Source organism: Chloroflexia bacterium SDU3-3 (assembly GCA_009268125.1).
Lineage (GTDB): Bacteria > Chloroflexota > Chloroflexia > Chloroflexales > Roseiflexaceae > SDU3-3.
Genome location: WBOU01000006.1, coordinates 113,606 through 127,834, shown reverse-complemented (window position 1 = coordinate 127,834; position 14,229 = coordinate 113,606). Strand labels below are relative to the sequence as shown.

The 14,229-nt window shown below is 57.0% G+C and carries 7 protein-coding genes, 1 tRNA gene and 1 CRISPR repeat array; of the genes, 3 read left to right on the top strand and 5 right to left on the bottom strand.

What is annotated here, in order from left to right:
* Positions 1-228 precede the first annotated feature (228 nt).
* Positions 229-305, top strand: a tRNA-Arg gene (locus F8S13_11660).
* 146 nt (positions 306-451) lie between these two features.
* Here the strand turns inward: F8S13_11660 and F8S13_11655 are convergent.
* The 5 genes from F8S13_11655 to F8S13_11635 form a co-directional block, all read right to left on the bottom strand.
* Complete coding sequence (locus F8S13_11655; protein KAB8142902.1) at positions 452-1,354, bottom strand: hypothetical protein; 903 nt, start codon at positions 1,352-1,354, stop codon at positions 452-454.
* A 2-nt stretch (positions 1,355-1,356) separates the two neighbouring features.
* Positions 1,357-3,297 (bottom strand): hypothetical protein, encoded by a 1,941-nt coding sequence (locus tag F8S13_11650; GenBank protein KAB8142901.1) that lies wholly within the window; start codon positions 3,295-3,297, stop codon positions 1,357-1,359.
* A gap of 38 nt (positions 3,298-3,335) precedes the next feature.
* Positions 3,336-5,636: a hypothetical protein gene (locus tag F8S13_11645; protein ID KAB8142900.1), complete on the bottom strand. Its 2,301-nt coding sequence runs from the start codon at positions 5,634-5,636 to the stop codon at positions 3,336-3,338.
* A 126-nt stretch (positions 5,637-5,762) separates the two neighbouring features.
* Positions 5,763-6,974, bottom strand: coding sequence for a tyrosine-type recombinase/integrase (locus tag F8S13_11640; GenBank protein ID KAB8142899.1), 1,212 nt, complete (start codon positions 6,972-6,974; stop codon positions 5,763-5,765).
* Positions 6,975-7,179: 205 nt separating this feature from the next.
* A CRISPR array of direct repeats spans positions 7,180-7,943; the repeat unit is 25 nt; unit sequence AAATGCGCATGGTGATGAGTGGAGG.
* A 504-nt stretch (positions 7,944-8,447) separates the two neighbouring features.
* A complete protein-coding gene (locus F8S13_11635; GenBank protein ID KAB8142898.1) occupies positions 8,448-9,089 on the bottom strand; it encodes a helix-turn-helix transcriptional regulator in 642 nt (213 codons plus the stop codon).
* 122 nt (positions 9,090-9,211) lie between these two features.
* On the opposite strand from F8S13_11635, the gene F8S13_11630 reads away from it, so the two are divergent.
* Both F8S13_11630 and F8S13_11625 read left to right on the top strand, forming a co-directional pair.
* A complete protein-coding gene (locus F8S13_11630; GenBank protein ID KAB8142897.1) occupies positions 9,212-10,672 on the top strand; it encodes a hypothetical protein in 1,461 nt (486 codons plus the stop codon).
* Between the two features lie 88 nt (positions 10,673-10,760).
* Positions 10,761-14,141, top strand: a complete 3,381-nt coding sequence (locus F8S13_11625) for a hypothetical protein (GenBank protein KAB8142896.1) — start codon at positions 10,761-10,763, stop codon at positions 14,139-14,141.
* Positions 14,142-14,229 lie beyond the last annotated feature (88 nt).

The window sequence follows — 14,229 nt, the reverse complement described above, 5'->3', positions numbered from 1 at the left end:
GGGCCGGGTGGGTAGGGCTGGCTCACCATCCTCTTTCATGGCCTTTCCTTCCCTTCGCGCCTTCGTGCCTTCGTGGTGTTCGTTCCCGTGTTCCCTTCGCGTCTTCGCGTCTTCGTGGTGAAACGGTTCTTTTGTTGCCTTGGTGCCTTCGCGCCTTCGTGGTGAAAATGGCCCCCGCGCCGCGCCAGATTGCCAAGATCGCCAAGCTGTGGTAGACTGTGCCCCGCTGGCCCGGTAGCTCAGTGGATTAGAGCATTGGTCTTCGGAACCAAGTGTCGGGGGTTCGAATCCCTCCCGGGTCACCAGAAAAAAACACCCATTCGGTGCTGCTGTTCGTTTATTCTTCTACATGGATGCATTAATTCTTCTACATGGAAGAAATTAATTCTTCTACATCGAGAAACGCCCATCCCACAAGCTTGTGGGATGGGCATTTTTTGTAGGCACGGATCTACCAGAGACGCTTCTGCCAGCGATTCCGCACTCGTTGCCAAGTACTATGAGTGAATTGACGTGGAGTGGTACCGATTTGTGGGCCGAGTTCTTGATCGATAAGAGGGATGAGCTGTTTTGCTAATAAACGCCAATCTCCTTGTGTCCATTCTGCTGCTTCTTGGATGACCATATCATGATCAATATCATTTGCAAAGACGGCCTGGAGGTTTCTCCGAATGAAGATGAGGAGAACCTCTTGAAATTCGGGCGCATCCATGAAATCAATTACCATGTGGTCGCTCCAAAAGCGGCGTAGCTCCTTGATCTCATTAACCATTTTCCCAAACTTATTCTCTTCCAGCGATTCAGGATTAGCAGTTACTGAAATGACAAGTGCTCTACGAGGCAGGTGGGGACGCCCCCGTTGAAATGGGTTTCGCAACTCAAGGAGATACAGGAGGGCACGTTTATCAAGATATTCCCCATTGAGCAGGACAATAGCTTTTGGATCTATTTGATTCGCTAGTGGGTGAACATGGTCATACACCAGAGATAATGCCTGTTGTTCTGTGTACCAAGAGCGAATCTTCGTAGCGGGTTGGTGATAGTTATTTCGTCTCTCTCGTTCTCGTTCGCGAAGCCCATGCCATATTTTGCTGAAGGCAACGCACGTTGGTGGAACGGATCTACTCGGCGGTGGAACAAGGCTTCCGAAGATGATATCTTCGGGGGAAATGCGCTGCGTGGCATCAAGAGATACATGAGCACATCCTTCTTGCCACCACCAGTCCAAGAAACGATCTTTTCCTGACCCGCTAGGCGCAAGGATAAATAGTATTCCCTGCTCGTGGATTGCCTGATTGATTTTACGGATACGTGAAATCATAGCAGCACTAACAACAAATGCATCCCGTTGCATTTTTATTCCTGCTCCTGATGGAGTTCACCTTCAATACGTTTGAGCGTCTCCTGCGCCTTAGGTGCGCGGCTCCAATCAAACTTTCGTTTAGCGGGTTCTGGTCCCTTCCTCTCAGGTGCTTTCCGAATCGACACATTTGAAGGAGCTACTTTTGGTTGAGGTATTACCGATGTGTTAGAAGTATGCTCCACCGCAGACTCTGGTTTGTCGTCCGTGGCTGGAAGCATCTCCATATTTGAAGACAATGTATTCACGATAATAGGTTGTCTTGTGATCTGGTGTTTGAATACTTGTCCATTACTGATCTTCTGGACTGCTATCTTTGCCCCTTCAACGAAATCTGAATGTTCGTCATTCATGCGTTTGAGGACCCGACTGAGCATAGGCGGGAAATCTTGTTGCGAAAGATATCGTGTTGTTTTTAAGATGCCTTCAGCCCAATAATTCGCTTCTCGATCAAGGCATATATCGCATTCCCATCCCTGGTCCAGCTCTGCGGCGCGGAGAGGGACTTTTTCTTTGCGAGCACTTGCTACGGCCCATTGATAGAGATCTTCCTCCGATTTAAGACGTGGCTCATATTCTTCATTCGCAAGCTGAAACTTCCAATAATCGATAGCTGTATCACGTGTAATACGGTTCGGAACAAGCCGCATAAGGTCGCGTATAGGCGGTGCTTTTTGGATGTTTTCTGAAGCTGACCATAGTTCGGCTCGTGTTTGTTTTTCTCCACGACGACGTGGCTCTTCACGGAGAAACTTGATAAACTCATCACATCGTATCTGAAAGTCTTCAAGCGAAATATGAACCAGTGCATCATGACCGCGTTCTACTAGATCAAATAGGCTCTCTTTCCCAGTTACCTTTAGAGTGTTACCGTAAATGTTACATATAAGCTCGTCAAATCGCTTCAGCATGTTCTCGATTTTACCTCGACCTCGAGGACGACGAGGGATGCTCTTTGCCATTCGTATAACCGCAAGATTTTGTTCCGACATGTCGCCAAGAAAATCTTCCATAGCAATAAGTTGACTTCCATGATCATTATAGAGAACAGAGGGGCATATACCACTGTAATAAATCGCACTCGCAAGCAAGATGCCAACATCTGCTGCGGTGAAATCAGATTTTCTTGGAATTCCTTCCTCGTCACGTATTTTGCGAGGAATAAGCCTTGCACGAATAGGATATTGAGAAAGATCATCAATAATAAGTAATAGCGTAACAGTGCATTTAATACCATCATGTATAATATAAATTGGTAGTGGTCGAGCATCAATCTGCCAACGCTCATTAACATAGGCAGCATCATTACGACGTGCTGGAAGAATCTTAGAAGCAACATGCCTCTCACCATGACGAGCGAACTCACTCATCAAAGCCTTATCTTTGTCTAATATTCTTATGAATCGTCTTATTGAAGCATAGCTATGATATGGTAGGGGTAATAAGATATCCAATACACTCTTTATATATATCGTATCTTCAAGCCCTTCAAGAATAATCTTTTCATTATCAGATGTAATAATATACTTTTGACGATTGAGATAGAACCAAGATATTACCTGCTGTTGTTCTAATGTGAACGTGTCTCCAATATTCCTACCTCGCTTCTTATCGATAAATGCATCAATGCTTGGATTCTCCTTATACCTTTTTATATAATTATCAATTGTCCATACTGATACATTCAGTTTTTCCGCCGCAGCTTTTCTTGCTCCTGTACCTCGAAGATTGCCACCATTCTGTTTTTCTAAAACGATTAGCTCCTCAATAGTTTTCATTATAAGCATTAGTCTAGGTAATCCCTTATTCCTCTCTTCTAGCTTTTTCATCTCATCTTCTGTCAATGTGTGAATACTCTTAGTGGTGCGAGAAGTAGTATACGTTGAGAGAATAGATTTGCATTCATTGGTTGAAATGTTTTCTTGATCTGCCTTCATGGGATTCTCCTTTTCTTAATTCGCGTTATATACTCGCATTATCTAGACATAGTAAGATAAAGCACGCCCGTCATATATTCGATAAATATCCCTTCTCTATATTTAATTCGTAAAGGCAAGCATCGAATATGCGTATCTATACCTGGTTCAATCGCAATAGCAGTACTCGTATAAAATCTTTGGTCGAATTCGACGCCATCGCGGATGGTCACAGCGTGCTCTACCTCGACGGGGAGCAGCCAGCCCGCCGCAGGTGTGTCATAGCCAGGGAGCGCGAACCCTTCTGCTCGTAGGCTTGCGATTACCGGCTCGATCCGATGGTCTGGGAAGCAGGTCTCGATCAGCGTGGCGCGCAGCTCATCCTCCAGTTGCTGGATGGTCATCTGGCGGTTGGGGGCGTAGCGGTGACTCGTGAGTTTACGTGACTGATACTGCTCCTGGAGCCTAGCAATGAACTGCTTTGCCTCAGGGATCCTGTTGAGGATATTCGGTAGTTCATCGGTGGTGCCGAGCTGTGCGATGAGGTATGTTGCTGCATGTTTGATGTGAGCGCTGTTTTTCGCGCAGCTGGTGGGGATGAGAATCTGCTCTGGGATGCCGCGCAGCGGCCAACCGAGCGCCTGTGGGTGAAAGATGGCATCGTAGAGTGCTAGACCCACGTCGTTCCCATCGGGCGCGTGGGGACTAAGCCAGAAGCCCATAGGTTTCTGGCTGCTGACATCGAGAACGAGCAGCAGCGTGCATGCTTTGCTCATAGGGTGAAGCGCAGTGTTGACGAGGCTGACCATAAGTTTGATCGGTACGACGATCCACTGCTCGTGGAGGCGCATGATGCCTGCGAGCTTGAGCGATTTTCGCAGCGGTACGCCCGCGATGCCTCTGCCATCACCGCTGTTGTAGTAGGATGGCTTGGGGAAATGATGGTAAATGCCGACCGCCAGCAGGCGCGGCAGCGGCTCGATACCAAGCATGGTCGCATAGCGGTTGACATGCGTGACGACGTTTTCCTCGCTCAGTGTGCCTTCGAGCCTGCCGAGCTTCATCAGGTGGAGGTATGACCACAGGTGAGGGTGGATAGCGGCTTTCCACTCCCGTTTACTCAGCATCCCCAGCGGCCCGTAGATGGTGAAGTTGGTTATGAGGCTGGTGCTGCTTGTTTTGATTTGCGTTTGTGCTGCAAATGCCTCGGCGAGGCCTGGAGGGATGTCTCGATGCTGTTGTTTCCGGCGAAACCTGCTAGAGAATGACTCGGTGATGAGCTTGAGGATGGGGAAGTAGCTGTCGATCTGTCTGGCGGCTTGGTGGAGCGCCAGCATGCGTGCCAGGATGATGTCCCGTGATGCGGGCGCAACTGCCCTGAGGAGCGGTAGCGCCGCCTGCTGAATGCGCTGTTCTGCGATGCTGTCTTGCGCAAGGTGGCCATGGAGCGTGCTCATTGCCGGGATGCCTCCTGCGAGGAAGGCGCTGAGCGTCGCATCGGCCTCTGCCGGGCTGCACTGGCGCTGCTGCGCGAGGATGGGCAGGATGATAGGCTTTAATGGCGCGATGTCGGCCTGGGCCTTTTGGCGTTCCTGAGACTGCGGTGGCTGGACCAAAAGGCTCTGGTTCCATGCGCGTCGCTTTTCTCCATAGTGCTTGCGATATGCCTGCTGCACCTGAGGGCTATGCATCGTCTGGTAGATGGCGATGATATCCGCTAGGATCTGCCCGATGAGCTGCTGTGGCTCTGGCTGGCCTTGGACAATGGTTGGCCTCAGCTGCTCAAGCTGGATCAGCTCGTCGGTGTTGGGGTATTCCGAGGAGCTGAGGAGGCCGATATCTCCGAATTGCGCCCACATCCTGAGCATCTCGCGGGCTTGGCTGCTGGCGTGCCAGGGGATGCGGTCAAGCTCCGATGCGATGTGCCATGCCGCATGCTCGTCGCGGCTGATCTGCTGCTGGATGAGCTGTGCCGCCCAGGTTCGTGCGCTTCCGGGAGCGGCTGCGTGTATTGAGGCGAGGTGCTGGGTGATATCGGCGAGGAAGCGCGGGCGCTGTTCAGTCGGTGTGCGTGAGTAGTTGGGCCAGCGGTCGGGGTTGAGCATCTGGGTGCGCCACAGGCGCAGGTAGAGCCGCTGGCGCACACGATCAACGAACCCGAGCTGCTGCGCCAGCGCGAGGTATTCTGCCTCGCTCACGGCGGTGGTACTGAGCCGCTGGCGCAGGGCATCGCTGTCTGCCTGCGTTGGCGTCCCACCAAGCTGTGCCTCGGTAATAGGCGTGAAGAATTGGGTGAGAATCTCATACCGATGGCCAATGATCTGAAGTGCCTGAGGATCTAAGCCGTCTATGTCGATCATGCTTATACCAGCTCTGTTTGCAGATCAGGATGTTTTGTTTTTGGGATGGGTTCATTATATGAGCGAAAGTTATAACTGCAAGAGGATTCTTCCGTTCTGTTGTGCTACCTGTCCCTACGGTTACTGCTACTCGTAGGCATTGAGCCGCGTGTGTTCGACTCGTTCTGCAAGGTCCTCGTTGGATGGTTGGACATAGATGCGCGTTGTCTCAAGGGTGCTATGCCCGAGCAGCGCAGCGAGGCCGACAAGATCGCCAGGATGATCTTTGAGGTAGTTTGTGGCAAACGTATGGCGGAGCGTGTGGGCGCTTACTCCCTGCGGAAGCAGATCGCGCAGAGCAAGCCCTTCAACGATGTGCTCAATCATGGTTGCAATGGCACGCACAGAGAGGGCACCTCGTTTTTGGCTCTGCCATAGCGGCTGCTCAAGCGCTGTTCCTCTCGGCCACGCCAGCCCGATGCTCCTGATGCTTGTGTCTACGCCCCATAGCGGCCCCAGGTACAGGGCGAGCGCTTGGCGGATTGAGGCGTTGAGCGGCACGGTGCGAGCCTTATTGCCTTTTCCTGCGCGGATCAGCACCTCGCCCTGCCGCTCCCCAAGGCGGATATCTGCGAGGCGGAGATTGCTGCACTCGGCAATGCGGATGCCGGTCTGGATCAGCATCTGGATGATGGCATAGTCGCGGGCTGGGTGGCGGGTCTGCTGGGCGGCGCGGAGCATGGCGTTGATGTGTCTGGGCGCAAGGGCCAGGGGGGCGAGGGTTGCCTGGCGCGCTACGGCACGTAGCCGTGCGGCGGGGTTGCTGTTGATCTGGCCGGTGCTGAGGAGCCACTGGCAAAATGCCCGCAGGCTGGCTATGTGGAGGTTGACCGATGCCGCAGAGCGGGACTGCTGGAGCATGGTGCGGTAGCCAACCAGATCGATCGGAGTGAGCGCGCTGGGTGTAAATCGCTCATGGTTTTGCCGCTCGTACCATGCGATAAACGATGCCACCGCATGGAGATAGGCCCGCCGCGTGTGCTGCGCGTGATCATGGTCAATAAGCTCTTTCTCCCAGAGTGCGACAAGATCCTGTTCTACCATGGCTATCTCCAGGCTTGCAAGAAGGTGCTGATTGTGAGTATAGCTGGCCGATAATCGAGCGTCAATATTATCAGCTGTTTTTTCTGCTAGATAGAGCGGCCAGCATAAAGCGCACACATGCACCGCAATCAAGTGCGATTTTCGACTGAATTGTAGAAACAGCCGATAATATGTATTATCAGCTGTTTCTACACAGATCAACATGACGGAAAAATCCTCTTGCGGGTTGCGACGGAAGGAGTACACTGGGATCACTCATATATACCTCCGTGAGTATGCTTAGCTAACGATATGGGTTGGTTGAAGCAGAACATCATGTAAAGCCCAGGGTCTGTGACCGGGCCACCACGTACATGAGGCCATTTCGCAACTTGATAGGGTTTCCGAGCAAAAAACGATTTTCGAGAAATGTGATACTCATGCTCTAAAAATAAGGCTTCCCAGAGCCTTATTTTCTAGGGTTGCAGTGGCTAAATGCGCATGGTGATGAGTGGAGGTTCCCACGCAAACCGCCGACATCACCCAGCATGCGAAGTTGCAGTGGCTAAATGCGCATGGTGATGAGTGGAGGAGCCCTCGTCGCCCGTGGCCGGGATGAGGTGGAAGGTTGCAGTGGCTAAATGCGCATGGTGATGAGTGGAGGTTCCCACGCAAACCGCCGACATCACCCAGCATGCGAAGTTGCAGTGGCTAAATGCGCATGGTGATGAGTGGAGGAGCCCTCGTCGCCCGTGGCCGGGATGAGGTGGAAGGTTGCAGTGGCTAAATGCGCATGGTGATGAGTGGAGGCGGATGATGCGCTTTGATAGGAGGGGTTCATGTCATGGTTGCAGTGGCTAAATGCGCATGGTGATGAGTGGAGGAGGCATACCGAGTGTTCTGTGTATCACCACAGACAAGTTGCAGTGGCTAAATGCGCATGGTGATGAGTGGAGGTATCCCACCCAGACGGGGACACCGTTGTTTGGGTGTTGCAGTGGCTAAATGCGCATGGTGATGAGTGGAGGAACGCGGTCGCCTTCACCGCCAGCGACGCGCCGCCGGGTTGCAGTGGCCAAATGCGCATGGTGATGAGTGGAGGACGAGGAGATTATTGCGCACCTCGCCGAGTTCAACGTTGCAGTGGCCAAATGCGCATGGTGATGGGGGAGGCAAGTCATCAGCGACGCGATCCGGGCGGCTCTTCGGTTGCAGTGGCCAAATGCGGATGGTGATGAGTGGAGGTAGGTGTGACGGTTGCCTAGCTCGTTGTGGTGCGATGCGTAGCGTCATCATGACGCATGAGCGCTGCTTTGTGTTGTGTTCCTTGTAACCATAGGGACAGGTAGTTTTATCGCAGGGGTGTTTTGTGTGGATGCTTGACCACAGGCCCGTGCATATGATACGATGCTCCCAAATCTGCTACCTGTCCCTGTGTTGTAGTGCCTTTTGGGTTCTATGGCACCCGGACCAGCGCACAAGAGCGGTGCGCTCCGATTGTGGAAACGCTAAAGAAAGCCAGGCGCGGTGTCGGCGTCAGCTGCGAACCGGCTAAGCTCGGCAGCCAGGAACACTCGCCCCGTGAGGGGAAGGACAACCCACCAGCAATGGTGGCTGACAGCGCTGAGCATATGCGGCCCATAATCATGTCCTAGACGCAACCTTTACCTCCTTCGGGAGAGTGGGCCTCGTTCTGAGGCTCATGCATCTTCGCCTCAATGTTGGCATGTGCATCACATGCTCATCTCTCTATGCGCCATCTTGCGCTGATGCTGTTAGCGCCAAGAGCATATCCGTCGTCACGCCAAAGATTTCTGCGCAGCGCACCAGGGTTTCTACCGATGGGGCTTTCTGCCCATTTTCCAGCAGGCTGATATAGGCCTGCGAGAATGGCTGGAGCTGGTCGGCGAGCTGCGTCTGCGACCAGCCCTGCTGGGTGCGCAGGTGCCGTAGCTGCTCGCCAAAGCGCCGTGGGATATCCGCTTCGTCAGGTGCGGCAGTGGACTGCGGGATGGGCGGGTGGATTGGGATGCTATCGCGGAGCAGGTAGTCCACTGTGACACCGAGGGCGCTGGCGACACGTGCGGCCAGCGTGATCGAGGGGGCGCTCTTCCCAGACTCAAGATAGCTGAGATGTGATTGGGTTGCCAGCCCGAGCTGCTGGGCGAGCTGGGCCTGGGTCAGCTGATGCTGCATACGTCGTTCGCGTAGCTTTTTACCAAAGAGGTGCGGCATAGTCCCACAGTGGGGAGCCGCTTGACAGTCCAAACATGGGTACACTATAATATGAATGCTGGTTATATTCCGGCGGGCGACATCGAACCCTTCCATCGGCTTGGCTCCCCAGCGCAGACGGTGGGAGGGTTCGTGCTGTTGCCCCTGCCCGCACATTGTAGCACGCCTCTTTCTTCCGCCAATACGGGCACGATCTTGTAGCGCCAGCGCCCACCTCCTTCAGGAGAGCACGCCTCTTTCCGAGGCTGGATGAATCTTTGCCACCATTGGGGGCGTTCATGTCCAGCCCGGTTTTTGTACAAGATTGTCGGGGGGTACCGCTCATGCCGACCTCCGCCGCGTATGCGCGCCGCCTGCTCAAGCAGCGAAAAGCGCGCTGGCTTCCCCATCACGCCTTTTCCGCTATCCAGCTGACGCACGCGATTGTGCAGCCAGCTTTCCGTCCGATCCTGCTCGGCATCTCTATTCACCTCAATACCGCCGAGCTTTATCTCATTGCGCGTGGCGACCATGCGCCAATCCCACTGGTGCATTGCGTCGTCGATCTGCGGACGGATTTGCCCATTCGGCTCCGCCGCCGCGCCGCCCACCGCAAGCGCCGCCGCAGTCGCTGCCGCTATCGGAAGATGCGCCAGCACGGGCGGCCCTTCAAGCTGCGACGCCCAAGCATGGCCAAGGCGCGGTGGGCGCAGTCGCTGTTTGCGCATCGCGCCTACCGGCGGGTACGGGGCGTCTCGCCAACGATGCAGTGGCGTGCCCAGGCTATCACGCGCGTGATCCGTGCACTCCAGGCGCTGATGCCGATAAGCCATGTGTGCCTGCTCCACCCGACCGAGTCCTACCAGCCCCACCACATACGAAGCCTCTCTCGCCTCCGCCAGCAGCTCATCGACACCTACGGCGCGCTGGAGCCAGATGGATCGCGTTTGGCCAGGTGCGCCTACTGCGGCACGACACAGGGGCGGATCGAGATTGAGCATATGCTGCCCGTGAGCCGTGGGGGCACGGATAGCTGGTCAAATGTTGTGCTCGCCTGCGCGGCCTGTAATGCGCAGAAAGGAGGCATGACCCCAGCCGAGGCAGGGATGCCGCTGCATACGCCGCTTCGCCGTGCGCCAGCGGTGCCAAATCGTGCGGGGAGCTATGCGCGAGCCACCGCACGCCTGCTGATCCTGGCCTTCCCTGCGCTTGGTCTCGCCTATCACGAGCCTCAACAGCTGGGCCAGGAGCCGACGGTGCTGGATCTTGCGTCCGCGCTGGCCGTGCTGCTCCCACATTGGCCAACCCGGCTGATGATCGCAAAGCCCATCGCACGCCCAGCCAAGCAGGTGTTCACCAGCCGTCACTATCCACTTTCCACTAAGCTGCGCGCAGGCATGGTTCGCTTTCCCCACACTATCCGTCGGCGTGTGCGGGTCAATCAGGCGATCGTGGTCGAGGTCAGGCGGTCGCGCCGCGTGGTGCGTGCGGTTGGCATAGGCGAGCTGCTCCCGCCTGCGGCATCGCAGGTGATCCGCCTGGGCATGCTGTGCGCGGGCATGCGGAATGAACAGCGGGTGGTAGGGATTGTTTCGGCTCTCCACTCTTCGGGGCGGGTGACGTTGCTTGTCCCACATCAGGCGGATTCCTTTGGGGTTGCCTGGGATCGCGTGGTGGTCAGCCCGCGCCAAGATATTGGCATTCTGAGCACCGACTCGATCATTTTCCTGAAAGCTCCTATCGCTGTCCCGAGCGGCTGATAGAGCTGATAGCGATGCGGCTTCATGCCGCAGTTGCCCGAGATCCGGATGGCTTTTTGCCAGTGATTGATCCTTAAAGGGGGATTTCATGAGCGCCAACACGCTATGGTCGCCGCCGTCTCTGGAGCAGATTATGGCCGGGTTTGCTGTCGTGCGGAAGACACACCCGGTCACGGTCACCCGCACGATCACGCTGAAGCTACGGACAACCCGATTCAAGGAGAATATGCTGCGTATCGCCCAGCAGCGGGTGACGATGATGACCGCAGAAGTGCTTACCTTGTTCCAGCAGGACCTGGCGCAGGTGAGCTGCGGCCAGGCGGGCGCGCAGCTACCCGCCGCCCTTGCGTCGCTGCTGGATATGGGTGGGCGCTCACTCTCGCCATCGGAGCACCATGAGCTAGAGCAGTTTATCGCCGCATCAGCGTGCACCATTGACCCACAACATGCGCCGCGTGCGCTGATGAGCGCCCTGGCCGAGGCTTCCGCTCACGCTGGGACTGCGGTGGAGCATGTGCGAGCCTACCTTGATGATTGGGACGCGGCGCATGGCGATCTCAATCTGAAGAACACGCTTGAGCGCGTGGCCACTATGAAAAACCGCGATGGAACTCCTCGGTATAGTCTGCGGCAGCTTGACCAGATAAGGTATGCGATCCTGCTGCGCAAGGCGATGGCCGAAGCCCACGCCGTGCAGGTGCGGGCCGCCCGTATGGCGGCCCTGGCCGAGCAGGCCGAGCAGCAGCGGAAGGACGAGGAGCGCGTGCGGCTGATTGAGAGCGACCTACGCCGTCGAGGTGCTGGGAAGTCCTCCGCCCAGCTCATCACGGTGCTCTGCGCTATAGCTAGGCGCTATGGCGACCCGCAGGTAGCAGATATGCAGCCGTCGCTGCTGGCTGAGCTTCAGCGCCTAGCGAAAGAGGGGAATAAGAAGGCGCACGCCCCACAGCTACCGTTTATCCGCACGGTCATCCATCGGCTGGCGGCAAGCGATGAAGCCTCGGGAGCTGGCGAGGGCATGGGGTGGCTACGTCGCCAGGTCGAATACTGGTATGCGCACCTGCCCCTCGACCAGCAACGCGAGATCTTTGGCGATGCCTATGTGAGCGTGGATGGTGCCCTCCGCTATGCGGCGCTGCTGCATGCGCTGTTGCAACAGTTCAGTATGGTATCGACCGCAACCCTCTTGCTGCTAGAGCTGACCGAGGCAGAGATTCGCCAGCTTGGGGATGGCCATGAGCAGTTTGTGGCGCTCCTCTCGCGTTGCTATAGTGAGCACTGCTCGCTGCACAAATACCCGCTCTCAGGGCCGCTGCGGCAGGCGATCTTTGCCTCATGTGGCCAGTCGGTGCTCGCTTGGGCGCAGAAGTTAATCGATCACCATCAGAAAGCGCAGGAGCGCCACATCACGCTTAAGGCTCCGAAGCTGGATGGTGCGCCGTCGTTTCAGTCTGTCAATCTTTTCTACCGAAAGCGGCTGATCTATCTTCCTTTGATCTACCAGATCTGGTCGGCCTCGATGGACGCCTATGATCTGGCGGCGTCCACGACCGTCCCATTTGGGCCGGACAGCGGCAAGACCTTGGGTCTCACGCGGCGGCAGCGCCAGCAGCGCCGCATGCGGGGGAACCAGCGCAAAAGTGTGCTGGGCGACCGCTTTGTCGGGAAGCGCGGCGCGCGGCGGCTCAAGCGATGGATGCTTGCCCCCAAGGTGGTCAGCGAGATCCTGGAGCACCTTGAGGTGCTGGAGTACCCCGATATCCCTGGTGTGAGCGAGCAGCAGCGGATTGCCGCGAAGGCTGCGGTGCACCCATACTGGGTTAAGAAACAGCATCAGCCGCACGGCGTCAGGGCGGTTCGGCCTACGCAGTTCCGCAGCCAGCCGACTGCGCACCCGGTGCGGCTGGGCCAACTGAGCGCATCCCAGAGGTTCCAGCTCCGCCAGCAGATGCGCGAGCTACAGGCGTTTGCCCCGGAGTTCGAGCGTATTCGCGAGGCTATCGACCTGTTCCTCTCCCCTGCCCCGCCCGATTTCCCCAGCCTCGACACGGTGATGATGACCGCCGATGAGGCGGCGCAGCTGCCGCTTGAGGTGCGGGACAGCGTCGACCAGTATGAGCCACGGCTCACAGCGTATCATCAGAGCCTCGACCTGCTCCGCACGTTCTGGCCGCGTCGTGGAAGCCCCTCCGGCAACTACACGGCAGAGAAGTTGTATGACCTGGAGACCCTGCGGGCGCAGCAGTTTGCGCAGCATGCGGCGGAGCTTCAGGAACGGCAGCTCCAGCCCATCCGCTTCCAGCGCACGATGAACAGCCAGTATTCGCCAGCCTCGTTTACCTTGGTGTGGCGCGGCCCCGAGGCTGGCGGCGATGCGCAGGAGAGCGTGCTCTTGGCGTGCGCGCTGGCAGGCGAGGAAGCTCCCGAGCGAGCGCTGCTGGCCCAGCGCGGTAGCCAGGCCGAGCAGCAGGAGGAGGGGGTGGTGCAGGAGTTTCTGAACTACCCCGGCCACGCCTTCAGCCGTGATCGTGTCCCCGAGATGCTCTTCTTCCCGGCGGAGTATGGCCATGGCTATCAGGCGCAGATCCTGCGCGGTGTTCGTGAGCGCCAGCGGCACGCCCCGATCATCTGCCAGCGCGGCTGCACGGCGGCGGAGACCGGACAGCATCTCCCAGGGTGCGCGCCAGCGGCTGCGCTCGCAACGGCGACCCTCACAAGCGATGTGGATGCCTTTGGCCGTGCGCTGTGGTTTGCGCATCTGCCGGTGGAGATCCCAACCCCAGCCTGCGCGGAGCAGCCGAACGCCATCATGGGCGTCCATGAGGATGGCGGCCAGCTCTGGTTTGCCGTGATCGACCTCCACGGGGCGGTGCTCGATGTGGGCGAGCTGGTCCCACCCGCGCATGTGGGGCCGGAGACCGCCCATGGTCAAGCGAGCGAGAACTTCGCCTATGAGATGGCCTGGAAGATCTTGCGCCAGAGCCATACGGATGCCTACACCGCGTGGATTGCGCTTGAGGAGACCGGCTGGAAGCGAGATCGGGTGGATATCAATGCGGCAGCAAATAGAGGGCGCTTCGCATTCCCACGCGAGAAGATCGCGTCGATTGTGCGCTACAACGCCGCATCTGAGGGCATGCTGCCGCCCACGAGCATGCGGGGCATCTCGCCAACGAGCGACTGCGGGCACTGTGGGCAGCGGATGGAGCAGGGGGAGGTGCGCTACCGAGCGGTCTATGAGTGCCCTCGCTGCGCCGCGCTCGATGTCCCCAACACGCTGCGACGCAGTGATGGCGAGGATGCTTACCGCTGCACGAGCTGCGGCAGCGTGTGGAGTGAGAAGATCCCGCAGTTCAAGTGCCTGCGGTGCGGCGCGCAGCAGTACGCGCGCTACAACACGGCCTTGGCGGTGGCCCGCCGCGCCCTTGAGCGGCTGAGCTCCCAGGGTGCATCGACTGCTGAGGAGTAGGCGCGGTCTTCCCCGCCGCTACCTCTCGGCGGGTGGCAGGGCTACCAGCAACTGGTGGCTCTGCCAGAACCAGGCGTGCCAGGGCCTG

Excerpts from the sequence above, each read along its gene's own strand:
- F8S13_11625 (KAB8142896.1), top strand. The coding sequence starts at position 10,761 with ATGAGCGCCAACACGCTATGGTCGCCGCCGTCTCTGGAGCAGATTATG.
- F8S13_11645 (KAB8142900.1), bottom strand. The coding sequence starts at position 5,636 with ATGATCGACATAGACGGCTTAGATCCTCAGGCACTTCAGATCATTGGC.
- F8S13_11635 (KAB8142898.1), bottom strand. The coding sequence starts at position 9,089 with ATGTGCGGGCAGGGGCAACAGCACGAACCCTCCCACCGTCTGCGCTGG.
- F8S13_11630 (KAB8142897.1), top strand. The coding sequence starts at position 9,212 with ATGTCCAGCCCGGTTTTTGTACAAGATTGTCGGGGGGTACCGCTCATG.
- F8S13_11650 (KAB8142901.1), bottom strand. The coding sequence starts at position 3,297 with ATGAAGGCAGATCAAGAAAACATTTCAACCAATGAATGCAAATCTATT.
- F8S13_11655 (KAB8142902.1), bottom strand. The coding sequence starts at position 1,354 with ATGCAACGGGATGCATTTGTTGTTAGTGCTGCTATGATTTCACGTATC.